Source organism: Mycoplasma sp. AC1221 (genome assembly GCF_054353815.1).
The window spans coordinates 1-26,885 of sequence record NZ_JBTHHH010000017.1; the positions used below are offsets into that span (position 1 = coordinate 1).

Genomic DNA, 26,885 nt, shown 5'->3' on the forward strand with positions numbered 1-26,885 from the left:
AAACTCTCGAAAAAATTGACTGTCATGTTTTATATCTAGTTTTCAAAGAACTTTTACTTATAGTAAAATATAAGCAATAATTATTATATCGCAAACAAAAATAAACAAAATTATTTTATTTTTTGAATGCTTAACTATTATATGATAAAAAATAAAAAATAAAAATTTTATTTTATATTTTCTGAATATATTAACTCTAAATTTTTTAATTTTATTAATTCAAATCCTTTATAATCAATATTCATATCTTTTAGTTTTATAAAACTTTTAAAGTATCAAACATTAAACGAAAAAGAAATAAAAAAGAAGATTACAAAGAAACAATAAAGGAGAATATCTATGAATTTTTCATAAAATTCATTTTGTAAATATTTTAATAAAAACATCAAAGAGATAAAAACAATAAGATAAATTATATAAAAAGTAATCATCGAAAATGTCAATCGCATTAATCTTAACGAATATTTGCAATTTATGTATTTATTATAATCATTGAGATTACAGCTTAATCGATATGAATCTAATAAGATGTCATCATAAATTAATGGAACAAAGATGAATATTGCTCTTTTTACCTTGTTATTGAATTTTACCTTATACATTAACTTTGTTAGAAGTATCGCTCTCATTACATAAGATATAATCAAAATTAAAATAATTATCAAATATTCAATAATGTTTGTTTGAAAGATGTAAAAATTAATATTCAATTCATTAGTTAGTTCATGTGATAGTTTACTAAGAATAAAAATTGATAGTAATAATCCTAAAATTAAAATAGTCATCATTATAATTAATATCCAACTTGTAATCGGTACCATTAATTCGATTCACTTTTTAGTTTTCTTTTTCATTTAAAAATTATAAAATATTAATAACAAAATAAAACTATTTAGGTAAATTATGAAAAAATTAAAAAAATATATGTTGATTCATTCATCGCTTATTGCTGCTTCTGCAACTGTGATTGGGGTAGTTTTATTTAGTGATATAGGTATTTTTGCAAACAAAAGCACCGACAAATTAAATGATTCAAAAAATCAAAAGCAAAATTTTGTTAATTTTGATATCGACACAAATTCAAAACTTGATTTGCTTAATAAGCAGAATCGAGCAGATATTAATATTTATTTCACAACCCGTGGAACAGATGTGTATTATGATTTAATTCGACTATCAATGCTATCTAAGAGTGAAAATTATTTTTTTGTTTTACCTAATAATTCGCTTGTTCAAAGTAGAACGGACGCTAAATTATTAGAGGATTTTTATAACAGGCAAAGAGTTGATGTAAAAAATAAAAATTCTAAAGTAATTAAGATTAAAAAAGGTGAAGATGAAGCAGTTTTATCACAAGTTGAACATATAATTAATTCAAATCCATACAAAAGAATCAACATTTGAACTAATTCTAATAATTTTGAACGTTCTGTTGATTATGCTAATTTATCGACTTACAAAAATGTGCAAATTAACGGATTAAATCAAGATACATCAATTGGTTTTAGTATTTTATATAAAGGTTTTGATCCAAAATTTCGCAGTGAATATTTTGATTCAACAAACAAGGTTTGAAATTTGTATAAAGGAAAATTCTTAAATTCATATAATCAGTATCTTTTATCAATAAACTTTAATCATATTAATTATTATTGAAGCACATCTGAAATAGCCAACAGATTTAATGAAAATTATCTAAAAAATAATTTTGCTTATTTTAATGATGATAATGAAACTTTGAATAATTTGCTTACTAAAACAAAAAGTTCTGATAATAAATACTTAATAACTTATTTTACTAATATTATTGGAAATAATTGACAAAAAACTAGAGATATAATTGAAAGTGATATTTATAAAAATAAAAAGAAACCCTTATTAGTTTTAGGTCGTGGAAGCAAAAGCGATTTTAATGATTTAATAACTGTTGTAGCAAAATATGCAAACGATTATAATATATATTATAAATCAGATCCGGGTGCTGATGCAGTTTATAAAGATATCGATTTATTGCTTCATCCAGGTAATAAAATTTCATATACACAAAATACTTACATAAATAATGTTGTAACAACACAAAAACAAGAATATACAATTTCACAAAACACTATCGTAAGAACAATTGATAACTTTTTAAGTTATGAAGACTTAATTAAATATCATGCAAACCAACCAGATGGTTTTTGATTTAATAAATATATAAGTTTTAAAGAAGATGATGATAATTTAAAACTAATTAACAACAAACGTAATGAATTTAGTGATTTTATCGGTTATTTTAATGTTGATAATGTTTATATTTCATCAGATTCTAATAACAGTAAAATCAGAAATATGTTTCAATCGCAATTAGATAAATTGATTTCTTCTATTGCAACAGAAAACTACAAAATCGATATCAAAACAGAAGCAATAAATATCCCAATTGACCAACTAAAACCCAGTGACTTTATCTTTTCAAGCAATGATAACTCTTTATTTGTAGTTCCTGCATTAAAAGATATTAAAATCATAAATTTTGATCGCTCAAAAAAATCAATTACATTTAAATATCCAGTAACAGTAAGAATTTTTGTTTGAACTAACAGCAGTATTTCGAAAATATATGAAAATTTCAAGGATACTCGTGTTTTTAATCAGTTAAAATAAATCATTTAAGTCCATAAAACAGACTTAAATGATTTTTGTTATACTAAACCTTTGTTCTTCAAGGTTTTTAAGGTTTTTGCACTTACCCGTAGTTGCATTTTTTGACCACCAATTGTTACTCTTACTTTTTGTAAGTTAACATTGAATTTTCTTTTTGAAGCATTCATAGCATGTGAACGTGTATTTCCTACCATTGGACCTACACCAGAAATTTGACATCTTCTTGACATAATAACCTTTCAATCAAATTATTTACGTATTTTTAATGCTTCAGTTATTTTTTTGTATTCATTAAAATCATTTTCTTTTAGGTGTTTTAATAATACTTTACGTTGTGAAATTTTTGCTAAGAATCCTCTTCTTGAATGGTTGTCTTTAGGGTTTTTTAAAAAGTGTGGTTTAAGTGATTCAATATCCTCGGTTAAAATTGCTATTTGCACAGATGCATTTCCTGTGTCTTTAGCATTCTTACCAAATTTTTTGATTAATTCAGCTTTTCTTGCTTTAGAAACCATAATAAACTCCTTTATATTATGTTTTATCCGAGCTAAAACTTCTTTATAACCCAGAGTAAAATTTATGTTCGCAATAAAATTGCTTATTTATTATAACATATCCTATGATTTTAAAAAAATGTTTTTCGCATTAACATAGTCTTCTTCGGTAATCTGGTCTTCATCGTTTGAAACTATAAATCTTAGTTCTGAAATTATTTCTAGGACAACATTACCAACTATTCTTTCAATTGAATACATACTTTGTTTTTCAACTAATTTTAAAAATATTGAATTATCTTTTGTTTTGTGCATAATAATATGAAAACCAAAATCATTTGCATATAAAATCGCAATATACAAACCTGCTGGAATCACAATAACATTTTCCGGATAATGAAAACCTTTGTTATTTAATTCACCTGAAACAAGATAACCAAACGGAGAAACCATATTAAGAAAACGAAACTTACCGTATGCTAAACCTTCTCTTAAAAGTTTTGTGCTTATTTTTACATTTTTAATTTTATATATTTCAACAACACAAACATTTGCATTAGGTAAAATATTTGCTATATCGTCTGCTTTTCACTGTGCTTGATAACCAAATTTAAAGTCTTGACCAACTGCAATATTAACTTTTTTATCAGATGCTAATTTATGTAGGAATTCTGGTCCACTTAAGTGTCTTACATCATTAAAATGAAGCTCAATAATCGCATCAACATTCATTTTTGACATCATTAAATATCGATCGTTATCATTTTGATAAAGTTTTTCGTTGCGATATTTATAAATATCGTTACAACTAAAAGTCACAATAATTTTTCTACCTGGATTATTTGCTATTTGCTTATATAACTGATAGTGTCCTAGGTGAAAACTTTGAAAGGAACCGATAATAAAACTATCACCATCTTCAGCTTTAAAATCATCTAGTGTATAAATAATAAGTTTGTCCATTAGATTAAATGTAATTCTTTAAGTTTTAAATAAGCCCCATCAAATTCACAGTCTGCTGCTATATCTGAAGCTACAGTTTTAATTTTATCACTTGCTCGTTCCATTGCTACACCATAATACACATCCCGAAGCATCTCAAAATCATTTGCACTATCACCAAAAGCAATAACATTATCCATTGAATAACCTAAATGCTTAGTTAATTTTTTTAATGTTGTGCTTTTGGTTATATCAATTGGATTGATAAAAAAACCTCTTGATCACCTTGATGAAATTTCAACTTCCATTTTTTCATCTTTAATAAATTTTTCCATTTTCTGCGATAATTCATATGGTTTATCTGTGTTTATAGTTATAACATATAAATCACTATTACTTAATAATGCTTCTTCGTAGTTTAAATAATTTTCTTGAAAAGGACGAATAAATCATGAATCAGTTGGAGTTTGTGGAGACTTATAAACTTTATCAAAATCAGTAATTAAAAATCCTTTTATTTGTGTTCCGAATGCATCGTATAACTTAACTACATCTACTTTTTTAAGGGTACTTTTATATAAAAATTCTTGTTTTTTTACATCTCAAATAAATGCACCATTTGCACCAATAAAATAATCAACATATTTTAGTTGTTCAAAAAAATCTCCAATTGTAGCAAACTCACGAGCAGTTGCTAAAACACTTATAATATTATTTTCTTTAAGTTTTTTAAACATTGTTTTGATGTTTTTTGAAAATTTTGTATTTCCATTAGGTAAAATTGTTCCATCTACATCGAAAACTGCTATTTTTATTATATCCTTTAAATTTTTCATTTCAGCCTTTCTAAAAATACTTTTTTAGGAAAAAATATTTTGTTTCTTACTTGTCCTACTGATACAATTTGGTTTTGTGCATCAGATCACATTAAAATCCCATCATCATAATCACATTCAAACTCTCTACCATTAATTAAATATTTATACTCATTTTCTGTATATTTAAGTATATTATAATCAAATAAATTAAATATGGATATTTTCTGATGCTCTGTTGGTTTCAAATCATCAATATCTATATTACCTACTTTAATTCGTTTTAACTCTGTCATTATGCTGCTATTATTAAGTTGTTTTGCTATATCTTCTAATAAAACCCGAATATATGTACCATTTGAAACCAAAAAATAAATTGTGTATTCTTGATTTTCATAATCAAAGTCAAGTATTTTATAATCAATTACTTTAATTTTATGAGGCTTCAATTCAATATCTATACCTTGTCTTGCTAAGTCGTATGCTCTGCGTCCTTGGATTCTTTTTGCACTATATTTAGGTGGAATTTGAAATTCTTGTGTACATATTATATAAACTGCTTGCTGTAAGTTATCTAAATTAACTTGTTTTACATTCTCTTTTTGGATATCACCATTTGAATCTAATGTATCAGAACTATAACCAAATTTTGCTTTAGCAATATATGCTTTATTTTTGTTAGAAATATAATCTAAAAGTTTAGTATCTGAATCAGTAGCAACAATCATTAAGCCACTTGCTAATTGATCTAAAATTCCACTATGTCCTATTTTCTTGACACCTAATTTCTTCCCTAAAGCTCTAATTTCACGATTTGAATAAACACCTGATTCTTTAAAAAATTTATAAAACATTTTCCCCTTTTATATTTGGATATTTTACTATATTTAAACTCATATATTTACATTTTTGATTTTTTTAAAATTTGGTACTTTATAATCTTAATTTACAGCAAAAATTGCTCAAAAGTGCTATAATATAACACAATATGGATATGAAGCAGCAACAAAAACAACCAATTATTATTTTTTCAGGGCCAAGCGGAGTAGGAAAAGGAACAATTGAGCGATTGTTATTTGATTTTGACGAACTTAATCTTTCACTTTCCTGTTCGGCTACTACGCGGATGCCACGTAATGGTGAACTAAATGGAATACACTATTATTTTTTGGATGTTGAAACATTTCGCAATCACATACGAAGTCGTAAATTTGTTGAATTTTCATATCATTTAAACAACTATTATGGAACTTTATATTCTGAACTTGATAAAATACACAAAAAAAATAAAGTTCCTTTCCTAGAGATAGAAACTACGGGTGCAAAGCAAATAATATCTAAATTTTCTTCTGGTGAATTAGCAAAAAAATATAACTTAATTACCATCTTTGTATCCCCACCATCTATTAGTGATTTAAGAAAAAGAATTTTAGGTCGTGGAACTGAAAATTCACAGACTTTAAAGGAACGCCTTGCAAAATCAGAACTCGAACTTGCAGAATCACACATCTTTAGATACAAAGTAATAAACGACATTCCTGAAAGGGCAGCAGAAGAAATTCGATCAATTTTACATAGGGAGCTTATGCTTGATTAAATTTATATATATAAGTGATAAGGGTACGGTTAGAGAAAATAATGAAGATTGTGCAAAAATATTTGCAAAAGATAACTATTTTTTCGCATTACTTTCTGATGGTATGGGTGGTCATAAGTATGGTGATGTAGCATCTAATATAGTTATTAACTATTTAAGTTCTAATTTTGGTAGAAACTTTGTTTATACATCATCGATTCAAACTAAAAAATTTATTGAAGATTCTATTGCAACTGCTAAAAAAGAAATGAAAAAGATTGCTGCAAAAAACAAAGAAATGGAAAATATGGGTACCACTTTAGTAGGCTGCATCGGAATTCCTGAACATAGAAAAATTTTTATTTTTAATGTAGGTGATTCTCGATGCTATTTTTATTTGAATACCAAAAAACTTATAAAAGTAACAATAGATCAAAACCTTGCATCACAATGAAAAAAAAATGGATATGACTACCATAATAATAAGAACGAGAAATATGCTCGTTATTTAACAAGTGCAATAGGGCCTAATATTCCTACTACAATTGATATAACAGAAATTAAAGATAATGAATATGATTTGATCAATAAAATAATGCTCACATCTGATGGGGTCCATGAGTTTGTTGAACATATTGATTTGGAAGCTTGTTTATCAAAGGATGATAGTATATCCAATATAGCAAATGCTATATTAGATCAGGCAATTTTAAATTCATCAAATGATAATATGACTATTGCTTTATTGGAGTTAGATAATGAAAAATAAATTCGAAATTCCACAAAATTCTAAAGTACATCGCAGTTATATAATAGATAAAATTATCGGTGAAGGTGGTATGGGTACGGTTTTTTTAGTTCATTCTAAAAAAACTTCCGATATTAATAAATATGCACTCAAATACCGTAAAGTTGACGATAATGATACTAATAAAAAACGCTTTTGAAACGAAATTAACTTACTTCAAAAGATAAAGCATAAAAATATTCCAAAAATTTATGATTATGAATATAATGATACCGAGCAATATTATGTAATGGAATATATGGAAGGTGAAACATTAGCAAAACTTCTTAAAGATTCACATGTTTTTGTTATCAAGAGAGCTAATAATTATATGAAACAACTTGCTGAAACAATTGAAGAATTACATGCACATAATATTATCCATCGCGATATCAAACCAGAAAATATCATTATTTCTTCTTCACACCATCTAAAAATATTGGATTTTGGTATATCAGTTACCAACGAAACACAAAATTTGACAAAAGCGCATTCGTTAATTTGTTCACCTTATTATGCAGCACCTGAGTTATCAAATGGTAGTAAAAACATTACTCCTGCAGTTGACATATATGCTCTTGGTGTTTTATACTTTCAAATGCTTACTGGACAACTACCATTTCGTGGCGATAATGCTGTAAATACAATAATGATGCATCAAAAAGATGCTTTCCCTGATATACGTCGCTTTAAGCATGATGTCCCAAATTCAATTGTAAATATTATCACTAAATCAACAGCAAAAGATCCAAAAGGCAGATACAAGACAATGAATGAGTTTAAAAAGGCGATAATTAAGTCTACAAGGAATGAAAATAAAATCGAACAACTTATTTCACCAAAAACAATGAAACCCAGAAAAACAGTTGCAGAAGTTGTTAGATCTCCGCTTTTTTTAGGTACTAGTATATTATTTTTAATAGTTGTGATAGTTATTTTTGCTGTTGTTTTTAAGGTAAATAACTTTATTTAATTATGAAACAAATCTATAAAATTTTTGAAGCAGTTTCAGGTATTTATAAACTTGTAAACAAGCAACAAGTTATAAAAGTTCCTGCTGCAGGTAAGTTGCGGTTTTTACAAAAAACTCCTGTTGTCGGTGATAATGTAATAATGGAAAATAATCAGATTGTTGAAATTTTAGACCGTCAAAACTTTTTTATTCGTCCTAAGGTTGCTAATGTTGATCAAATTTTTATTTTTATGTCGATAAAAGAACCTAAATTTTCAAGTTTTTTAGTTGATAAATATATGGCGATTATTGAAGAAAAACAAATTGAACCAGTTTTATGTATTAGTAAAATTGATTTAGATGAAGAAAATGCTAGAAAATGAGCAAATAAATATCAAAACCTAGGTTATCATGTTATTTTAATAAACAACAATAGTCCAAATTATTTAAACAAAATCGAAGAAATTACAGCAAATAAGTATAATTTATTTATGGGTCAAAGTGGAGTTGGTAAAACTACTACATTAAATAATATCGGAAATTTTAATTATCAAACCCAGGAAATTTCCAAGGCATTAGGTAGAGGTAAACACACAACTAGAACTATAAGCATAATCAAAATAAAAAAAGGCTGATTGATTGATACTCCAGGTTTTTCTTCATTGGATTTAAATCTAACACCAAATCAACTTGCTCACAGTTATAAATGTTTTTATAACTGATCAAAATTATGTAAATTCCGCAGTTGTTTACATCAAAATGAAGCAATAAATGATTGTACAATAAAACAAAAACTTCGGGATGGGGTGCTACCAGAATTTAGATATGAAAATTACTTAAAATTGTTATCACAATTAAATGAGGGGAAATAATGAATAAATATGTTACACCAAGTTTATTAAATGTTGATGCTAAAAACAGACTTGAATTAGCTAATAAACTTGTAGATGCAGGAATTAAATGAATCCATTACGATGTAATGGATGGAAAATTTGTTGAAAATACCGCTATAGAGATTGATGAAATTGAAAATATTGCTAAGAATGGTAAAAAACATCTTAAGGATGTTCATTTAATGGTTGAAAATCCCTATGATTATGTTGAAAAAGTAAAAAACTTCGTTGATATCATTACTTTTCATTATGAAAGTATAATAGATGATTTAGATAAATTTGATGATTTTTTAGAAAGAAATTTTCATGAAATAAAAATTGGTTTGGCTATAAAACCGAGCACACCTGTGGATGTTTTGCTTCCATATATAGATCATTTAGCACTTGTTTTAATTATGTCAGTTGAGCCAGGAAAAGGCGGACAAAAGTTCATTGAAACTTCTTTGGATAAAATTAAAAAATTAAAACTATATCGCCAGAAAGACTGTTTAGATTTTCTTATCCAAGTTGATGGTGGAATAAATAACATAACTGGACCTAAATCATTTAAATCTGGTGCAGATGCCTGTGTTGCCGGAACATATTTAGTAAATGAACCTACAAAAGAAAAAATACACAGTATCATCAAAGGATAATGTAATATAATATGAATATGAATGAAATCAAAACAAAAATATTAGAAAATTTAAAACGTTTATCCAAAAAGAAAGTTAATGAAAACGATGAAGTAAAATCATTAGAAATTGATTCGTTAGATTTAGCCGAACTTATCATTGATGCTGAAGATGAATTTGGTATTTCTATTTCAGATGAGGAGATATTGAATATTAAATTTGTTAGCGATATCACAAATTTAATAACTTCCAAAATACAAAATAAGTAAAGGTTTAAAATTGCTTATTTTGTATTTTTATATAAGGATTTTAAGACATAGAAAATATTTTTATCACTTTCGAAAAAGCAAAAAGAATATATTTCCTTAAAAAAATCGCGAAAATTTAATTTTTTGCTTGAAAACTTTTTTTTAATATTATAATTCTTATCGTAGTTAGTTATTAAATCTAACTACTTCAATATTATATTAAGGAGTTTTTATGACACGTTATTTTACAATTAATGTTTCATGTGCGTCATGTAAGTCACATATTGATAAAGTATTCAAAGAATACCCAGAAATTAAATATTCTGTTAATATTATGGAAAAAATGATTAAAATCGATGCTGATGAAGAAAAATATCCAGATGAGTTAATTGTTAAATTAGCAAAACAAGCAGGATACGATGCTGAACCAAATTAAAAAATTTTTAAATTGATTATGGTTGCCTAAAACAAATCTATGAGTCCAAGCAGTTATATTCATTCCTTTCTTAATAATAATTATTTTACATATTATTGGTATCTCCCAAGGTGTAGGACATGATTTAATTGTGCAGGCTAAACAAACCTGAGTTTATTTAGTTTTAGGTATTTTAGCAACATTTTTAGTTTTTGTAGTATCTATAAAGTATTTTACAAATTATTACCGTTTGTTTAAAGGTGATGTTGGAATGGACTTGCTAATAGCCATCGGGGTTCATTTATCATACTTTTATTCACTTATTTTAACCATTATTACACTTGCTACACCAAGAAAAGGTTATAATGTCTTAGAAATGTACTTTTGAGATGTACCGAGTGCATTATTGACCTTTATAGGAATTGGTCATTATTTAGAAGATAAATTAAAACGCAAGTCTAGTATTGGGATTAAAGAATTATTACAACTACAAAATCGTTTTGCTTTACTTGTGCAACCTGATGGAAGTACTAAAAAAGTAAGCACTCGTTCTTTAAAAATTGGTGATCAAATTATTGTTCCTAAAGGACAAAATATTCCAGTTGATGCAGTTGTTTTAGAAAATACATCTGAATTAGATATGGCATTTATCAACGGAGAACCAATTCCAAAAACAGTTGAACCTGGTGATTATGTTATTTCAGGTGCTAATAATATTACTACATCATTAAAATTACAAGTTCAAAAAACTATGGGTGAATCAACCTTAACAAAGATTATTGATAAACTTGAAAACATTGTAGATTCATCTTCAAAGATTCAGCGTCTTGCGGATCGGATTGTTAGATATTTTATCCCTGCTATTTTATCAATTGCACTAATTAGTTTTATCATTTGAACAGCAACACTTTACTCTATTAATAATTTCCCTAGTTATTTAGCAAAAGTTGATGGAGCAAATAATTCGGGTATATATTACGGAATCAAAATTGGTGTTACAGTTGTAGTTATTGCTTGTCCGTGTGCATTTGGGATTGCAGCTCCAGCAGCTATCTATGCAGCAAGTGGTTTGGCAAGCAAGAATAAAATCCTTTTTGCTTCGGCAGATGTTTATGAAAAACTCAAGAATGCAAAATATATTATTTTTGATAAAACTGGAACCTTGACACAAGGAAAACCAACTATCAAAAAAGTTTTAGGTGATCAAAGTTATCAAAACATTGCTCAATCATTAGCTTCTAAATCACATCACCCACTTTCGCAAGTTATTGCTAACTATCAAAGTTTTAATGCAGTTGAAATAACCAATGAACAAGAAATTCCAGGTTATGGTATCGTAGCAAATAGCAATGGAAAACAATATGAACTTGGTTCATACAAAAAGATGTTAGAAAAGAACTTTAACGATTTAGTAAACATCGAAAATTTTGAACCTTTTTCATATGTTGCATTAGCAGAAGATTCTAAAATTGTTATGATTTTTGCTCTTGGTGATACTTTAAAAGCTGATGCAAAAGATATGATTGCTAAATTCCACGAATTAGGTTTGCATGTTGTTATCGCTTCTGGTGATAACCAAGAAGTTGTTAAAAAATTTGCATCTGATTTAGGAATTCATACTTTTTATGGACAATTACAACCAGAACAAAAATTAGAATTAATTGAAGAATTTAAGAAAAAAGGTGAAACAATCTTCGTAGGTGATGGTTTAAATGATATTCTTGCGATAAAAACAGCGTCATTAGGAATTGCTTTTGCATCTGGTTCTGATCTAGTGAACTCTGCTGCTGATATATCTTTAATGACTAATGAACTGCAAGCTGTTTATCAAGCAATCTATTTAGCGAAGAAAACTTTAAAAGTTATTAAATTTAACTTCTTATGAGCTTTCTTCTTTAATTTATTGGCTATACCAGTTGCTATTAGTGGAATTTTATTCCCTTGATTAGCTGCTATAATTATGATTATATCAAACATTTTATTGCTTTCAAATACCTTGTATTTTAAAAATAGGACTGCAAAGAAATTAAAAGAAATGTCTGCTAATAATTTATCTATCGAATCAAAAGACTAACATTTGTTAGTTTTTTTGATTCGATTCATTTCATTAGTTTGTTTAAAAATTAAGTTATAATAATATTCCAAATATCAAAGGAAGATATGAAATCTATAGATAAAACACTTACATTTATCGATTTGTTTGCTGGAATAGGTGGCATCAGAAAAGCATTTGAAGATGATGATACCAAATGCGTATTTAGTTGCGAGTGAGATAAATTTGCTGCTAAGACATATTTTGCTAACTATAATGAAATTCCATTTGGTGATATTAGAAAAATAAACGAAAAAAATATTCCAAATCACGATATTCTTTTAGCAGGTTTTCCTTGTCAACCTTTTAGTCACATCGGAAAAAGACAAGGTTTTACACATCAAAGTCAAGGAACATTATTTTTTGATATTCTTAGAATTTTAAAACACTCAAAACCTAAGATGTTTTTACTTGAAAATGTCAAAGGATTATTAACAAATGATAAAGGTAGAACCTTTAAGATAATTTTGCAAAGTTTAAACGATCTTGAATACAAGACTTTTTATAAGATACTTAATGCACAAAATTTTGGTTTACCACAAAGACGTGAGAGAATAATTATTGTAGGTTTTAGAAAAGATTTAAATGTTAATAATTTTGAGATTCCAGAAGGAGACAAAGAAGTTAGAATACCAATTAGTGATATTCTTGAGAGAAGCCCGAATGGTTATTCAGTCACAGAACACCTACAGAAAAATTATTTATTTAAAGTAGATGATGGAAAACCGCAGATAGTAGACTTTGATAGCAATATCCAAGTTAATACATTATGTGCAAGTTATCATAAAATCCAAAGGCTTACAAATACATTTATAAAAGATGGAAAAACTGGTCTTAGAATGTATAGCGAATTAGAATTAAAGAGATTAATGGGGTTTCCTGATAATTTTATTGTCCCTGTATCAAGGACACAAATGTATAGACAATTTGGTAATTCTGTAGCAATTCCAATGATTAAAGCAGTTGCTGATGCAATGAAGAAAGTTATAAAAAGGTAATTTATATTTCTGAAATAATTTTACATTTTAATTGTATTGCTTTACCTTTCTTCTTAGATGGATATGTTCATAAAAAATGTGTGCCAAAATGTCCACAAATATTGTGTTTATCTAGTAAATCTATATATTCATCGATTGTATAAAAATAAATCATAGATGTATTATTATCAAAAGTTAAAATATGACTTGATCATTGTTTATTTAGAAACCCATTACCACAAACCCCACCTATTACTCATTTTGCTAATTTTTCTTTCAATAGTTTTAATATTGATGTTAATCTTCTTTTATTATCTTCGCCAAAGCTAGACAATGTTGGATTTTCTTGAAATATCTGTAATAGATTCTTTAACTCTTTATTTTGTGGACTTAGCACACTCACGAACGATTCTGCTTTATATTCATGTACAGTAACATTTTTTGCACTAGTTCTTTTGCAGTTTATAGTTAAAATTATAGACTCATTATTTAATTTGTTTATCTTCAGAATAATGTCAGTTTTAGGTTTTCCACCAGATGGTAATTTACCTATTTCAGATTCGTTAGATGTTGCATCTATAAATTTGATTTCTTCTGGTTTTATATCTATCTTGCTAATAATCTTATAAAAATATGGATAATTTAGTCCTGTAATTGTTTTATCTTTTTCTTTATATTTCTTTAAATTATCTGAATTACTTAATATTAATGAAATAATTTTTTCAAATGTTAATCCTTGCATATTCTTTTTAAAACCATCATTATAATCAAATAATGCTTTTTGTTCTATCTGTTTATAAAGATTGCTTTGATTCAATATTTCGTTAATAGCTGTCACTTCTTCTTTGAGAATATATTTGTTGTTTTGTCGAGCAAAGAGAAAACTTTCTTTCTCATCCACATCGTCTGAATATATTAAAAATGCTTTTTCAACTTGTTTATTTATTTCTTTTATATTAAATGCATCTTATTGTTGACCCTTTATTCTATCACTTCTCATTGATGTTGTAGAAAATATTATCCATTCTTTGTCATCAAGAAATTTTATAATAAACAGTGCATAAAACTGTTCGTTATTAATATAGCCTTCTTTACCGATTCTATAATTTACACGAAAACTCTTTATATAATTATTATTTTTACAAAAATTTAACAAATCAATTATGCTCTTCTGAGCATTATGACCATGTTTACTCTTATCTTTATTTGAAAACGACATATAACAACCTCTTTTATAAAGATTCAAATTTCTTTGTTTTATTATATCAATTTGAATAAATATAGATAGAAAAATCTAAAATAACTAATTTATATTTTGCTTATTTATGGTATAATAAAAAATATTAGGAGTATAGTTCAACGGTAGAACAACGGGCTTCAACCCCGTGTGTTGTGGGTTCGAATCCTGCTACTCCTGCCATTTTTTTATATCTTGAAATTATTGCAAAACTTGTATAATAAGCATATGAAGAAATTATACAAATTTGGTTTTATCGGGACTGGTGCTTGGGGTAGTGCTTTAGCAAATGTGCTTTCAGAAAATGGACATAATGTAATTATGTATGGTATTGATAAAGTTGAAGTGGATGATATTAATAACGGATATAATCAAAAATATTTTTGATCTTTACCTTTTTATGCACCAGATAAGATTAAAGCGACACTTGATTTTGATGAAGTAGTATTAAACAGTGAAAATATTGTTTTAGCAGTTCCGGCTAACACTTTAAAAGGGATTTTAAAACAAATGCATCATAGTTTAAAAAACCGTAAAGTAAATATTGTTAATCTGTCAAAAGGAATTGAAAGTGTTTCAGAAATGTTTTTTAGTGACTTTATCCAACATCGTTTTAAGAGAAATCTTAAGAACTTAGTTTCTTTAGTAGGACCTTCGTTTGCTATTGAAGTATTTCAAAAGGAAGTAACTATTATTAACATCTTAGGAACTAACAGTGATTATTGTCAAGAAATTATGAGTTATTTTAATAATCGGTATTTTCAACTTCGTCATCAAAAAAACGTCCTTGGAAGCGAGTTATTCAGTGCTTTGAAAAATGTTTTAGCTATCGGTTTGGGAATTTTATCAAACCACACTAATAGCAACAATACCGTTGCTGCGATTATAACAATAGGGGTGAATGAAATATTAGATATATATAAGGTTATCTCAGGAAATGATGATGTTAAAATGGGATTTGATTTTGCTGGTATTGGTGATGTTTTCTTAACCTGTAATTCTTCTAAGAGTCGTAATTATATGTTCGGTAATCAAATTTCCGAATTTGGTATCAGCAAAGCACTTGAAAATAATTCAAAAACCATCGAAGGATATCAAACTGCTAAAATACTTGCTAAGATGCTTAAAGAAAAGCAAATTGAAACCAAATTATTTCAAAGTATTATTGATATTCTCTTTAACAAAAAAGAACCTATATTATTAACTGATTTTCTTGTTAATTAAAAACACCAGATATTTCTGGTGTTTAATTTATGATTTTTTAAGACGACTTTCATATTTTTGTTTATATCAAGTTGTCTTTTTTAAACGATGGAGAAGAAGAACTTCTCCAATTTGTCATAATCCACCAAATAATCAGTAGACTTGCACACCTACCGAAAATAGGACTGTAATTACAGCAAATACAATCACCATAATCTTTTGGGTACGTTCTGATTTCTTTAATGCTTGTGCTTCTGCTATGGTATTTCTTTGCTTAACACCCTTGCGATTCAATAGTTTTGGAAGCAACTGTGATAACACTTGAATAGCAATTGTTAGAATCAGAATTCAAGAATATATGAATTCTCCACTTAAAATCTTAGTTCATGAAACAGAAGCAAAATTTAATCCTAATCAAGTAGTTTGTTTTATTTGTGGAATTGCTTGAATTACACGCCACATCGCAAGGAAAACCGGTATAGTTAATAAGATGCTACCAAATTGGTCAAGTGGACTTATATTATATTTAGAATATAATGCTTGAATTTCTTGGTTTTTCTTCATTTTCATTGCTTTGTTTTTTTCAAAACCAACATATTTTGCTTCAATTGCTGCTTTTTTAGGACGAAGACTATCTTGAACACTTTGCATCATTTTAGATCTAAAGGTGATACCAAACATAGTTAAACGAGTAATAATTAAAGCTAAAATGATAACAATGATAGATCCTCAACCTTTTAAATCAGGAATACCTTTGCTTATTCCTTGTGTAATTGCAGAAAGTGGATATACTATAAATCCGTAAAATGGACCATATGCTCAAGCTTCACCTCAATTAGTTATTGCTTGACTTGGATAATCACCTTTAAAAGGTATATCAATATCTCTTCTTTTTTCTGATTTATTATCTTTATTCTGACGTTGTCCTAAATCATATAAAATATTTTGCTCAGGGTTATACTTAGTAGCTGCAGTAGGTTCTGTAAAAACAGTACTTTTCCCTGTATCTTTATTAAAACTTTTAAAATCATCAGCATGTAAAAAACCTAATTGTGTAAGATATTGAGTCATTGTTGCTTGATAAACATCAATATAGAATTTTTCTGCTTGTGAAATTGGTATTCTTGGATTACTTTGTCCTTGTAATTTTTTTGCTAAGAATTCTAAATAATCACTAAATGACTGGTAATCTTTCAAAACATCCTTGTCTTTTTGTTTGTTTTCTGGTAAAACAGCATATTTATTAAAATTTGCGATAAATGTACTGTTTGGACCAAATGAAAAATTGTATAAGGTTTGGAGAACATCACGAGCAAATGCTAAATTAATAGTATTTTCTGTTAGTAAACCTGTATATTTTGGAACGGATTGTAAACCTGATAACCCTACTAAAATATAATTTCCATTTTCAACAGTAGGTATTTGTTTTTTAGAATCCTTTGTTTCTGGATGTGTAATTACCTGAACAAGTTGCTCATCTTTTTTTGATGCAAAAGTCAATAGGTATATATTAGTAATATCATTAGTATATTTATATCTAGTTGAGTTACTTGCTTGAAATAAGAATCTTCCGTTTTTTGCTATTAAACTAATATTATTTTTATCAGGATTTGCAACAACGTTTTTATTTTTATCATCATAATCATATCCTAAGTTTTTTATCACTTTCGGATCAGCGATAGCAAAAGTTGTATAATATTTTTTTATTTCTCCATATTCAGGTTTAGGATATTCTTTCTGTGCTTCTTTAATACTTCCATCCTTTTGCGGTTCTTTAACAGTGTATGTATCATCTTTTGATCAAGAATCAGATGTTTGTTTTTTTAGTTTTTCAAGAATATCTGGATTGTTTACTAGAGTGTTTATATCAGGATTTATAGAAAGAGTTGCAAGTTCATAAGGAACGGTTTGTATTTTTCCATCTTTTGTAACATCTTTGTTGTCATTATCTTTGATGTTTATCTTTTGTTCTTTTGTGTCTTTTACAACAAAAGTATTTACACGTGGGGAAACTTCATCCTTGCTTGAGTAAAATTCAATACTATTTCCTACACTCGATGAATTTTTAAGAACGAATGATTGCACGCAACCTGTTACTGTTAAACCAAATAACAAAGTATATAAAACAATCTTAATTCATTTTCAAACTTTCTTTAGTGTATCTTGTTTTTTTTGTTGTTCCTTACCTTCTTGGTTGAAATAATTAAAATGATTTATTTTTTTCATTTTTCCTAAATTTCTCAAAGAGTTTAGCAATTGACTGCTTTTTAGTTGCATAATCATTTGCAATAAAATCTTTGCGAACAATTAACACAAAATCATAATTTAAATCATAAATCTTAATTTCATGAATAATTGCTTTAAGTTGTCTTTTATTATAATTACGACCGACTGCATTTTCAAATTTCTTTGGTACTGTAATACCTGCATGAAATGAAGAACTTTCTGCATAATAGATAACTAAATATTTATTAGAGACATATTTATTATTGTCAATTATTCTTTGAAAATCTCAGTTTTTTCTTAGTCGATATTGTTTTTTCATACAAATTATTATTTATCTGAAACTGTTAATCTTTTTCTACCTTTAGCTCTTCTTGCTGCTAAAACTTTTCTTCCATTTGTTGTTTTCATTCTAGCTCTAAAACCATGAACTTTGGCATGTTTACGTTTATTTGGTTGATATGTACGTTTGCTCATTCGTCCTCCTTTATAAATATATAATAAGCGTGAATAAATTATATAACAAATTTTTTTTTATCAAAGTAGCTTATTAAATAACAAAAACAACTATAATATAGCAGTAAAAATGGTATTTATCATATTATTAAAATCAATTAACAGTGTATAATTTACAAGAATGTATGAGGTTTTATGTTAGATATAAAATATATAATTAGTAATGAAAATGAAGTTAAAAAACACCTAAAAAATCGTAGATTTGATATGCATTTTTTAGATGCTTTTTTAACTTTAGCAAAAAAACGTGGGCATATTATGTATGAAGCACAAAGTGCTAAAAGTAAATTAACAGCAATTTCTAAGGAATTTGGTTTATATAAAAACAACCCCAAGAAACTTGCTCAAATTAAAAAAGAGATTCAAAAAATTAAACAACACCAAAGTTTATTAGACGAACAAAGTAATGAACTTATCGCAAAAATTACAAATATGCTGCTACAAATCCCTAATTTACCTACGAATGATGTCCCTGTAGGTAGAGATGAAAATGATAATGTAGTTATTGAGAAATTTGAAAACCTTGGTAGAGGACTTGTTTCAGATGTGTTGCCACACTATGAAATTGCGAAAAATTTAGATATCATCGATATTGAAAGAGCAGTTAAGTTATCTGGTTCAAGATATGTTATTTATAAAAATCAAGGAGCAAAGTTAGTTCGTGCATTAATTAATTTTATGCTTGATTTACACTTATCCAAAGGATATACAGAGTTTAACACACCAGTGATTGTTAAAGAAACTGCGTTATATGGAACAGGACAGTTACCAAAATTCCAAGAAGATTTATACAAAATTGAGGGTGTTAACGAATATCTAATCCCTACTGCTGAAGTTACATTAACTAATATTTATAATAATGAAATAATTAATCTTGACAAACCTTTTAAGGCGACAGCATATACTGAATGTTTTCGATCTGAAGCAGGTAGTTCTGGAAAGGACACCAAAGGAATCATAAGACAACATCAATTTAAGAAAATTGAATTAGTTAAAGTCGTTAATGCTGAATCTGCTTGAAATGAATATAATCAAACCGTTTTAGATGCAGCAGATGTACTAGAAAAACTCGAAATTCCTTATCAAAAAGTTCGCTTATGCACTGGTGATTTAGGTTTTTCAGCAAAAACCACAATTGATTTAGAACTTTGACTGCCATCAGAACAAAGATTTAGAGAAGTATCTAGCATAAGTTATTTTGGTGATTTTCAAGCTCGACGTGCGATGATTCGTTATAAAGATAATGATGGTAAAACAAATTATGCTCATACAATAAATGGTTCTGGTGTCGCTGTAGACCGTCTTATTGCTGCTATTTTAGAACAATACCAAAATCCTGATGGGAGTGTTTCGGTTCCAAAAGTTTTAATCCCTTATATGAGTGGAGTAGAAAAGATTGAAAAACAGAGTTAAAAAACCATATGTATTTGCTTTTGATTTAGATGGAACCTTACTACAAAGCAATAATAAAGCACACATTGATACAATCAAGGCACTTAAAAAATCAAAAGAACACGGTCACATAAATGTAATTGCTACAGGGCGCGGAATCACTAAGACATTACCTCTTTTAGATTCAAAAGCAGTTGATCATATTGATTATTTAGTTTGTTCTAACGGAACTGCTGTATATGATATAAAAAATCAAAAAGCCTATATTTTAAATAGTTTAGATAAAGATATCTTTTATATAATGAGAGATATTGCTAGCAAGCATCAACTTATCATAACTGTTGATACACATAATTACAATGCTACCGCATTACCTAATAATCAAAAACCTCACTGAATTACAGATGCAAATATAATGGATATGAACATCTTAAATCAAATCAGCATCGAAAAAATGCAAGAAGTTATTGAAAATAAAGATGTCCAAATTGTACAAATAGCACTGCGTAATCCACTTAAAAGCGCTAAGGAGATTACGGATTTGACTAAGAAATTGCTTAAAGATTTTGAATGCAATATATATCTTACCAACTCAATATATACAGATGTAAATCCGATTAACACCTCCAAGTTAATCGGATTAGAATATTTGCTTAATTTACTAAATCTTACAACTAAAAACCTTGTCACCTTTGGTGATAGTGGAAATGATATTGATATGACGAAACATGCTTCTTTAGGAATAGCTATGGGTAATGCTACAGCAGATTTGAAAGATGTTGCAACACACATCATTAATGACCATAACAGTGCAACAATTGGTGAATTTATTACTTCATTTTTAGCAGAATAAAAACAAGGTACTTCCTTGTTTTTATTCTGCTAGCTTTTTTCTTCTTTGATAATCCATAAAACTAAAGATAAATTGAATACCAAATAAAATAAATGAAATAATTTGTCACACAATACCCCCAACAAATGCATATTTATGCATAGCAGTTGCTGGATTAGAGATGTTTAAAGCTCAGAAAATAATTCATACAGTATTATTTAATTCATAAACTAAAAACATATACGGTGAAACTCCTTCTCATGAATTTGTTTTAATTGAGAAAATCATCTGTGGGATAAACGCTAAGGTTGTAAAAGCAGGGAAAATAAATCCCATAACTGATTCGGTGTTCGGATCTCATAAATAAACAGGAGTTTTAAATGAATTTGTTATTTTTAGAGCAATAAAGATAAGAGCAATAATTCAAGTAATTACTATTGCACCCATTCCAAAATATTTTATACGACTATCAAACTCATCTTTATATTTATAAAGTAAGATAATCATAGTTCCGTATAAAAATACCCCGACTGTATTAGCTACAAAAGTGCTTAATAATTTTTCATTTCCAAGCGATGATCATATCAATCAAAGTAGAATCCCAATCTGAAAGACTCAAAATGAAAAGAAGTTTACATTTCCGGTTTTACGGGTTTTGATTTGGTTAATTAGTTGTGGGACACCTAGCGATGCAACCACTACGGCTACAATTCAACTAAATGTATGAATTGATATTTCTAATGGATTCATAGTGCTATTATATAATAAAACACACTAATGTGTGTTTAAAATTTCTAATATTTTTTCTGTATCACTGTTACCTGAAATTTGTTGGTATGTATTAATTGCTACATCGTCTCCAAACAGCACCTGCAACACTTTATATGCAAGTTTTTCAGCAGCAAATGCAGATTTACCTGAAATAATATTCTTATCAATTACGATACTTTCATCATGATAATTAATACCTTTTCGAAATTCCCGACTTCATTGCGATGGGTATCCAGTGAAATCTTTCTTTTTAATTATTTGATGTTCTGCTAAAACATTAGGTGCATCACAAATAGCCGCCATATTTTTATCTTTATTAATTCATTTTTGTATTTTATCTAATGCATCCTTGTTTTCTCTAAGAGCTTGTGCTCCACGTCCACCTGGAATGAAAACAAAATCATATTCATCTAAATCTATGGTTTTGTCTATATTTTCAATTTTAGTAAAACCAAATTGTCCGCTTGCCTGAGTTAAAAACTTGTGATAAAAAGTTATTTTATCAAACATATTGGACTTTTTTCAAATTGATAACGGAGTCACAAGTTCAATATCATTAAAATTATCTTCAATAAAAACTAATAAATTCATTATTTTTTTCTCCTAATCATCTTGCGATATACTAAGTATAACATTCAAGCAAGCGGAATTAAAACAACTAAGATAAAAATGATAATATACAAAATTAATCATGCTTTATTTTCAGATTTCTTGCGATTTTGAATTAATTCTTTTAATTTCGCTGTTGCATCATCGCTTCCAAGTTGCAAATCAATATCTTGAATGCGTTTTTTATCATATAAAAGTACTGCTATTAATAAACCTGTTAATCCTAGTTGCACAACCAAGTCAATAATTAACATAGTTTTTACACTTCCAAAAGCTTTATCCAAAGCTTCTTGGAAGTTTATAGCAAGATAAAAATTAGTATGAATTCCTGATGCTTGTGAAGGTGGTGTGCCTATTTCTAATGTTTTTGCTGACCATAAACCAAAGATAATTAAATTAAATAAGACAAAATAAGTTGTAAAAAAGAAATAAATTCACTTTATGCGTAAGGCTTTTAAAGATAAATTTTTAAATGTTTCAACAAACATGCTGCTTGAAGCTGCATCACCTTTTGCATATGATTGTCGAAAACTATTTTCAGTCTTCTTTCAACCCGAAATCCTTATCAATCCTTTTATAGTTAAAAAAGCTGATAATAAAAATAAAAATGAAAATACTATATATAAAGCAATCCCTGAATATGGATCATCTAAAGATTTCAAAACAACAACCAAAATAATTGCTAAGACAGATAAACCCCAAATAATACCTCAAAAAATTGCACTAATTCTACGAATAAAAATTTCTTTTTTTATGATTTTCTGAGTTGCTGGATTTAGCAAACCTTTTGGATCACGATATTTAACTTCTTCTTTAATTTCACTTTTCGAATCCATTTGAAGTTGTACAGTTTTAGCAACTAATTCATCGGAATTATTTTTAGGTTTAAACATAATTAACCTTTATTTTTAGAAAAATCATATGTTGCGATAAAGTTAGTTAGTGCATCTACTGTTTTTCTAACATCAAATTTATTGCTACTATTTGGATCAACTTTTTCATATGCACTTGAGATAAATGCATTTAAATCTTTTTTGGCATCCGAATTTATTTTATCAATTATCTTTTGAGCAAATGCTAGTTGTGTCTGGGCCGCTTTATCTAAATTAGGTGAAACATATTGTTCATAAATATTTTTTAAATTCTCTTCGTTTGTTATATAGTTTGTAGCAATTTCTTTTTTCTTTTGATCATTTGCTATATTATATTCAACTTGCTCAGTCTTAACTGCTTTTATGATATCATCAGTTAACTTTTTATCAAAATTTTTGGTAAGAAAATCAAGTGAATTATTTTCTCTAGCCTTATTCAAAAATGTTTTTCTAAGTCTTTCATCATTTATAATTGGAACTAATTTATTTGCAACTTCTTTAATTTTCTCTTGATCTTTTGGTGTAATTTGATCAGGTGCTTTTTCTAAGATTTTTTGAATATCTCCTTGGCTGCTAAATTCTGATGCAAGGTCTAAGATATTAATAATTTTTGGAACTAAGCCACCGTAACTTTCACCTTTTCCACCGGTCATCAAATAAACTGAAAACTTGGATGCTTTAGATACTGATGAATTTTCAGGAGTAGATGAAGAAAGCACATTAGCAAATAATAAGGTTCCTGGTATCCCGACTATCATATTTCCTAATCCGCCTGCTAAAAAACGAATTAAAAAATGTTTTTTTGGTTTTTCTTGTTTAATTACTTTATATTTTTTACGTGAATAAAAAATATGAATAAAGAAGATAATAACAACTCCTAAGAACCTAACAACTCAATATGTTATCAATGCAACAAGAGTAGCAAGCAGTGGAATAAATCTGCGAATATCTGAATCATCTATTTTTTTTGTAGCAACCGTTACACTAACTATAGAAGCAATTATCGATAAAATAATCGCAGTTATTTTAACAGGAATATATTTTCAGTTATATAAAAAACCAAAACCAAATGAAATAATAATTAGAGCAGCAACCATAACTGGGATTCATACACTACCATCGATTGATTTTAACGCATCTGATATTTTTCTTAAAAAATCAGGGATTTGTTCCTTTGCATTATTTTGTTCTTGAAAATGTAAAATTAAATATGTTTGCAGCATCTTATCCTTTAAATATATATTGCTTTATTCTTCTTTTTGTGTGGTTGTTTCTTATCAATTCGATCAATAAATAGCATTCCATTAAGATGATCTAGTTCGTGTTGAAAAACAATTGCTAAATAACCTGATACTTCATATCTTAATTGCTTTCGCTCAAAATAACTATATGCTTCTACAACAACTTTGTTGCTCCGATGTACTAATCCATCTTGATTTGGAATACTTTCATCAACACTTAAGCAACCTTCACCTGATTCTATAGCAATTTTTTTATCACTTTTTACCAGTACCTTAGGATTAAACAACACATCCTTAAATACTGTTTTTTCTTCACCATCTTTTACATGTACATAAAAAACATTTTTTAATATCCCATATTGTACTGCTGCTACACCTACTCCAGGACGGAATTTAGTATCCGGACTTTGGCTATCATCAATATGATAAATCATTGATTCGGCAAGTTTAATATCCTCATCTGTTAATGGGATCGGAACATTATGTGATTTTTTACGCAAAATAGGATCTGGAAGTTGCACTATATTTATCTCAAATTGTTTTTTTTCTTTCATTTTTATATTATATAATTATTTATAATTATTTGAAAATATTTATATTGCTATGAAAGGGAATAATGGTAGCATTTTTAAGTATCTTAACAAATATAGTCTTTTTTATTTTAGGTTATCTAGTTGGTTCGTTAAATACAACAATTATTATTGGTAAAAAATTCTATAAAGTCGATGTTCGCGACTATCACTCAGGAAATGCAGGTTCAACAAATGCAAAAAGGGTTTTGGGTAAAAAAGCAGCTCAAATTATTTTATGAATCGATGGATTAAAAACCTTAGCAATTGTTGCAATTGCATATGGGATAACCTATGCTATAAATCATGATATCACTTTTAGATTAGAACATCAAAGTAATTTTGCAGATGTAAGTTATATAAAAGAAACTTTATACATCTTTCCTTCGTTTGCTGGTTTAGGAACAGTAATCGGGCATATTTGACCTATTTTCTTTGGTTTTCGTGGTGGAAAAGGGGTTGCTACAATTTTAGGATTAGCAACATCAATAAATATTATTTTACTTCCTATATTTGTAATATTATATTTTTTAGTAATTTATATATGAAAATATGTTTCATTAGGTAGTGTATTATCAGCAAGCATCACAGGTTTTTTTGCACTAATTCCTTGGATTTCAACTGGTATTTTAGGAACCTTAAATGCTACTAGTGATTCTTTATTCTTTATAGTTTATATTATTTATTTTGTTGCATTATTATTTGTTATATATGCTCATTATGATAACTTTTTAAGAATTCATAATAAAACTGAGCGCAAAGTTTCTTTTAAGAAACATAACAGTAAGTAAAAAACTTTCTTATTCTATATGATAGATAAGAAAGTTTTTATATGTATTTACTATATGGTAAGGACTTAATATATTCTTCCATAAAATCTCAGTCCGGTGTTCCATCTGGTTTTGATGGAAGTTTGATGATAGTATTTTTTAAAAGATCCAATTTCCTTCCTCTACCAAAAGATCATTTAAATCTTTCTTTATCTAAGACAGTAGTAATAAATAATGCATTATATTTATTAAGCTGTTTGCTATACCCTAAGGTATTCGAAGTAGTATGTATCGCATCAACAGGCATATAAAATTGATAACCATTACTTCCTTCACCCTGACAAACAAATGCAATACAATTTCCTTTTGAAATTAATGTTGGTTCGGATACAATATTTTGCATCACACCATGATTTTCTTTTTTAGCACCTATATAAAAAGTTTCGATTCCTTCTTCGAATTCAGTAGAATTACTACATTTCCCTTTCACAAAATTAAACAAATCCTTTAATTTATATTCTCTTCATTCACTTATATTTAATTTTAACTTATTAGTTGCTTTAGATAAATGTGCAGTATTTTCTATTGTTTGTAAAGAAATAGATTCTTTATTTTGTTTTTCTTTAAGTCATTTTATATAGTTTTCCATAAAATCTCAATCGGGTGTTCCATCTTGTTTTACTGGAAGTTTGATAATAGTATTTTTAATATTTTTCATATTAAATGCTCTTCCGTAATTGTATTTATATTTTTCTTTATTTATTATTGTAATGATAAATAAAAATATTTCATAGTTAAAAAAATTGTTTTTTAAATATAATTTAGAAATGTTGTTTCCACTTATAAAGTTTAAAGGTTGATAAAAAGCAATAGCACTTTCTCCACCTATAATAATACAATTTCCTTTTTCTAAGATTAATATTTCATCATTATTATTTACAAATTCAGAAACACCATTATTTAAAGAGGTTCTAGTTACATAAGGAATTTTTCCTTTTAAATAATCTTCAATTTCTGCTACTGTATAATTTTTTGATTTTTCAATTTTAAATAAATCTTTTAATTTATATTCTTTCCATTCATTTATATTTAATTCCATTATTTAATATCCTCCTTAATTTTAAATGCTAGAAATTCTCTAATTGTTTTTACAAAATCTTCTTCTTTTAAACTGGAATAATCAGTTTTCATATATG

The 26,885-nt window shown here is 27.4% G+C and carries 31 protein-coding genes and 1 tRNA gene; 15 read left to right on the forward strand and 17 right to left on the reverse strand.

The window, feature by feature from the left end; genetic code table 4:
* Window positions 1–167 precede the first annotated feature (167 nt).
* Window positions 168–854: a hypothetical protein gene (locus ACXYRK_RS03290; protein WP_435129272.1), complete on the reverse strand. Its 687-nt coding sequence runs from the start codon at window positions 852–854 to the stop codon at window positions 168–170.
* A 49-nt stretch (window positions 855–903) separates the two neighbouring features.
* On the opposite strand from ACXYRK_RS03290, the gene ACXYRK_RS03295 reads away from it, so the two are divergent.
* On the forward strand, window positions 904–2,649 hold the full coding sequence (locus tag ACXYRK_RS03295) for a hypothetical protein (RefSeq protein WP_458618051.1): 1,746 nt from the start codon (window positions 904–906) through the stop codon (window positions 2,647–2,649).
* 38 nt (window positions 2,650–2,687) lie between these two features.
* Here the strand turns inward: ACXYRK_RS03295 and rpmB are convergent, their stop codons facing one another.
* From rpmB to truB, 5 genes are all read right to left on the reverse strand, one after another.
* Window positions 2,688–2,879, reverse strand: coding sequence for a 50S ribosomal protein L28 (gene rpmB, locus ACXYRK_RS03300; protein ID WP_458597873.1), 192 nt, complete (start codon window positions 2,877–2,879; stop codon window positions 2,688–2,690).
* Between the two features lie 18 nt (window positions 2,880–2,897).
* Window positions 2,898–3,164, reverse strand: coding sequence for a 30S ribosomal protein S15 (rpsO, locus tag ACXYRK_RS03305; protein WP_435129263.1), 267 nt, complete (start codon window positions 3,162–3,164; stop codon window positions 2,898–2,900).
* Between the two features lie 102 nt (window positions 3,165–3,266).
* Window positions 3,267–4,106, reverse strand: a complete 840-nt coding sequence (locus tag ACXYRK_RS03310; RefSeq protein ID WP_458618053.1) for an FAD synthase — start codon at window positions 4,104–4,106, stop codon at window positions 3,267–3,269.
* The gene (locus ACXYRK_RS03315; protein WP_458618054.1) at window positions 4,106–4,921 is read right to left on the reverse strand and encodes a YcsE-related riboflavin metabolism phosphatase; all 816 of its coding nucleotides are present in this window, start codon (window positions 4,919–4,921) and stop codon (window positions 4,106–4,108) included. The genes ACXYRK_RS03310 and ACXYRK_RS03315 overlap by 1 nt, the downstream gene beginning before the upstream one ends.
* Entirely contained in the window at window positions 4,909–5,754 is an 846-nt protein-coding gene (gene truB, locus ACXYRK_RS03320) for a tRNA pseudouridine(55) synthase TruB (RefSeq protein WP_458618056.1), read from the reverse strand. The genes ACXYRK_RS03315 and truB overlap by 13 nt, the downstream gene beginning before the upstream one ends.
* Window positions 5,755–5,894: 140 nt before the next feature.
* Between truB and gmk the strand changes: the two genes are divergently transcribed.
* The 9 genes from gmk to dcm all read left to right on the forward strand — a co-directional run bounded on the left by gmk (window position 5,895) and on the right by dcm (window position 13,475).
* Complete coding sequence (gmk, locus tag ACXYRK_RS03325) at window positions 5,895–6,497, forward strand: guanylate kinase (protein ID WP_458607709.1); 603 nt, start codon at window positions 5,895–5,897, stop codon at window positions 6,495–6,497.
* Window positions 6,490–7,245 (forward strand): PP2C family protein-serine/threonine phosphatase, encoded by a 756-nt coding sequence (locus ACXYRK_RS03330; protein WP_458607708.1) that lies wholly within the window; start codon window positions 6,490–6,492, stop codon window positions 7,243–7,245. Before gmk ends, ACXYRK_RS03330 begins: the two co-directional genes overlap by 8 nt.
* Complete coding sequence (locus ACXYRK_RS03335; RefSeq protein WP_458597884.1) at window positions 7,235–8,236, forward strand: serine/threonine protein kinase; 1,002 nt, start codon at window positions 7,235–7,237, stop codon at window positions 8,234–8,236. The genes ACXYRK_RS03330 and ACXYRK_RS03335 overlap by 11 nt, the downstream gene beginning before the upstream one ends.
* Window positions 8,237–8,238: 2 nt before the next feature.
* The gene (gene rsgA, locus ACXYRK_RS03340) at window positions 8,239–9,087 is read left to right on the forward strand and encodes a ribosome small subunit-dependent GTPase A (RefSeq protein ID WP_458618058.1); all 849 of its coding nucleotides are present in this window, start codon (window positions 8,239–8,241) and stop codon (window positions 9,085–9,087) included.
* Window positions 9,087–9,743 carry a ribulose-phosphate 3-epimerase gene (locus ACXYRK_RS03345; RefSeq protein WP_458618060.1) on the forward strand — a complete coding sequence of 219 codons (657 nt, stop codon included), beginning with the start codon at window positions 9,087–9,089 and terminating at the stop codon, window positions 9,741–9,743. The genes rsgA and ACXYRK_RS03345 overlap by 1 nt, the downstream gene beginning before the upstream one ends.
* Window positions 9,744–9,760: 17 nt before the next feature.
* Window positions 9,761–9,991 carry a phosphopantetheine-binding protein gene (locus ACXYRK_RS03350; RefSeq protein ID WP_458597890.1) on the forward strand — a complete coding sequence of 77 codons (231 nt, stop codon included), beginning with the start codon at window positions 9,761–9,763 and terminating at the stop codon, window positions 9,989–9,991.
* A gap of 211 nt (window positions 9,992–10,202) precedes the next feature.
* The gene (locus ACXYRK_RS03355) at window positions 10,203–10,406 is read left to right on the forward strand and encodes a cation transporter (protein WP_435129234.1); all 204 of its coding nucleotides are present in this window, start codon (window positions 10,203–10,205) and stop codon (window positions 10,404–10,406) included.
* Window positions 10,390–12,459, forward strand: a complete 2,070-nt coding sequence (locus tag ACXYRK_RS03360; RefSeq protein ID WP_458618062.1) for a heavy metal translocating P-type ATPase — start codon at window positions 10,390–10,392, stop codon at window positions 12,457–12,459. Before ACXYRK_RS03355 ends, ACXYRK_RS03360 begins: the two co-directional genes overlap by 17 nt.
* 86 nt (window positions 12,460–12,545) lie before the next feature.
* The gene (gene dcm, locus ACXYRK_RS03365) at window positions 12,546–13,475 is read left to right on the forward strand and encodes a DNA (cytosine-5-)-methyltransferase (RefSeq protein WP_458618064.1); all 930 of its coding nucleotides are present in this window, start codon (window positions 12,546–12,548) and stop codon (window positions 13,473–13,475) included.
* 1 nt (window position 13,476) lies between these two features.
* Here dcm and ACXYRK_RS03370 read toward each other — a convergent pair whose 3' ends face one another.
* Together ACXYRK_RS03370 and ACXYRK_RS03375 are read right to left on the reverse strand one after the other, a co-directional pair.
* Window positions 13,477–14,355, reverse strand: a complete 879-nt coding sequence (locus ACXYRK_RS03370; RefSeq protein WP_458618066.1) for an MspI family type II restriction endonuclease — start codon at window positions 14,353–14,355, stop codon at window positions 13,477–13,479.
* A 66-nt stretch (window positions 14,356–14,421) separates the two neighbouring features.
* A complete protein-coding gene (locus tag ACXYRK_RS03375) occupies window positions 14,422–14,673 on the reverse strand; it encodes a hypothetical protein (protein WP_458618067.1) in 252 nt (83 codons plus the stop codon).
* 126 nt (window positions 14,674–14,799) lie between these two features.
* On the opposite strand from ACXYRK_RS03375, the gene ACXYRK_RS03380 reads away from it, so the two are divergent.
* Both ACXYRK_RS03380 and ACXYRK_RS03385 read left to right on the forward strand, forming a co-directional pair.
* Window positions 14,800–14,874, forward strand: a tRNA-Trp gene (locus tag ACXYRK_RS03380).
* A 45-nt stretch (window positions 14,875–14,919) separates the two neighbouring features.
* Entirely contained in the window at window positions 14,920–15,915 is a 996-nt protein-coding gene (locus tag ACXYRK_RS03385) for an NAD(P)H-dependent glycerol-3-phosphate dehydrogenase (RefSeq protein ID WP_435129207.1), read from the forward strand.
* 27 nt (window positions 15,916–15,942) lie between these two features.
* Here the strand turns inward: ACXYRK_RS03385 and yidC are convergent, their stop codons facing one another.
* Genes yidC through rpmH form a run of 3 tightly spaced genes read right to left on the reverse strand, consistent with a single transcriptional unit; the run spans window position 15,943 to window position 18,594 of the window.
* On the reverse strand, window positions 15,943–18,120 hold the full coding sequence (gene yidC / locus ACXYRK_RS03390; RefSeq protein WP_435129204.1) for a membrane protein insertase YidC: 2,178 nt from the start codon (window positions 18,118–18,120) through the stop codon (window positions 15,943–15,945).
* Window positions 18,098–18,439, reverse strand: coding sequence for a ribonuclease P protein component (rnpA, locus tag ACXYRK_RS03395; RefSeq protein WP_435129202.1), 342 nt, complete (start codon window positions 18,437–18,439; stop codon window positions 18,098–18,100). The genes yidC and rnpA overlap by 23 nt, the downstream gene beginning before the upstream one ends.
* Before the next feature lie 8 nt (window positions 18,440–18,447).
* A complete protein-coding gene (gene rpmH, locus ACXYRK_RS03400) occupies window positions 18,448–18,594 on the reverse strand; it encodes a 50S ribosomal protein L34 (protein WP_458618068.1) in 147 nt (48 codons plus the stop codon).
* A 174-nt stretch (window positions 18,595–18,768) separates the two neighbouring features.
* On the opposite strand from rpmH, the gene serS reads away from it, so the two are divergent.
* Entirely contained in the window at window positions 18,769–20,046 is a 1,278-nt protein-coding gene (gene serS / locus ACXYRK_RS03405; protein WP_458618070.1) for a serine--tRNA ligase, read from the forward strand.
* The gene (locus ACXYRK_RS03410; protein ID WP_458618072.1) at window positions 20,030–20,878 is read left to right on the forward strand and encodes an HAD-IIB family hydrolase; all 849 of its coding nucleotides are present in this window, start codon (window positions 20,030–20,032) and stop codon (window positions 20,876–20,878) included. Before serS ends, ACXYRK_RS03410 begins: the two co-directional genes overlap by 17 nt.
* A 21-nt stretch (window positions 20,879–20,899) precedes the next feature.
* Here ACXYRK_RS03410 and ACXYRK_RS03415 read toward each other — a convergent pair whose 3' ends face one another.
* From ACXYRK_RS03415 to def, 5 genes are read right to left on the reverse strand one after another with little or no spacing between them, the layout of a single operon-like run.
* Entirely contained in the window at window positions 20,900–21,607 is a 708-nt protein-coding gene (locus ACXYRK_RS03415) for a PQ-loop domain-containing transporter (RefSeq protein ID WP_458618074.1), read from the reverse strand.
* 24 nt (window positions 21,608–21,631) lie between these two features.
* Complete coding sequence (locus tag ACXYRK_RS03420; RefSeq protein ID WP_458618076.1) at window positions 21,632–22,219, reverse strand: DJ-1/PfpI family protein; 588 nt, start codon at window positions 22,217–22,219, stop codon at window positions 21,632–21,634.
* Window positions 22,219–23,130: an MSC_0882 family membrane protein gene (locus ACXYRK_RS03425; protein ID WP_458618078.1), complete on the reverse strand. Its 912-nt coding sequence runs from the start codon at window positions 23,128–23,130 to the stop codon at window positions 22,219–22,221. Before ACXYRK_RS03425 ends, ACXYRK_RS03420 begins: the two co-directional genes overlap by 1 nt.
* Window positions 23,131–23,132: 2 nt before the next feature.
* Window positions 23,133–24,332, reverse strand: a complete 1,200-nt coding sequence (locus ACXYRK_RS03430) for a hypothetical protein (protein WP_458618081.1) — start codon at window positions 24,330–24,332, stop codon at window positions 23,133–23,135.
* An 8-nt stretch (window positions 24,333–24,340) separates the two neighbouring features.
* A complete protein-coding gene (gene def / locus ACXYRK_RS03435; RefSeq protein WP_458597911.1) occupies window positions 24,341–24,904 on the reverse strand; it encodes a peptide deformylase in 564 nt (187 codons plus the stop codon).
* Between the two features lie 62 nt (window positions 24,905–24,966).
* On the opposite strand from def, the gene plsY reads away from it, so the two are divergent.
* Complete coding sequence (gene plsY, locus ACXYRK_RS03440) at window positions 24,967–25,710, forward strand: glycerol-3-phosphate 1-O-acyltransferase PlsY (protein ID WP_458615248.1); 744 nt, start codon at window positions 24,967–24,969, stop codon at window positions 25,708–25,710.
* Between the two features lie 37 nt (window positions 25,711–25,747).
* Here plsY and ACXYRK_RS03445 read toward each other — a convergent pair whose 3' ends face one another.
* Window positions 25,748–26,788, reverse strand: a complete 1,041-nt coding sequence (locus ACXYRK_RS03445) for a restriction endonuclease subunit S (protein ID WP_458618084.1) — start codon at window positions 26,786–26,788, stop codon at window positions 25,748–25,750.
* Window positions 26,789–26,885 lie beyond the last annotated feature (97 nt).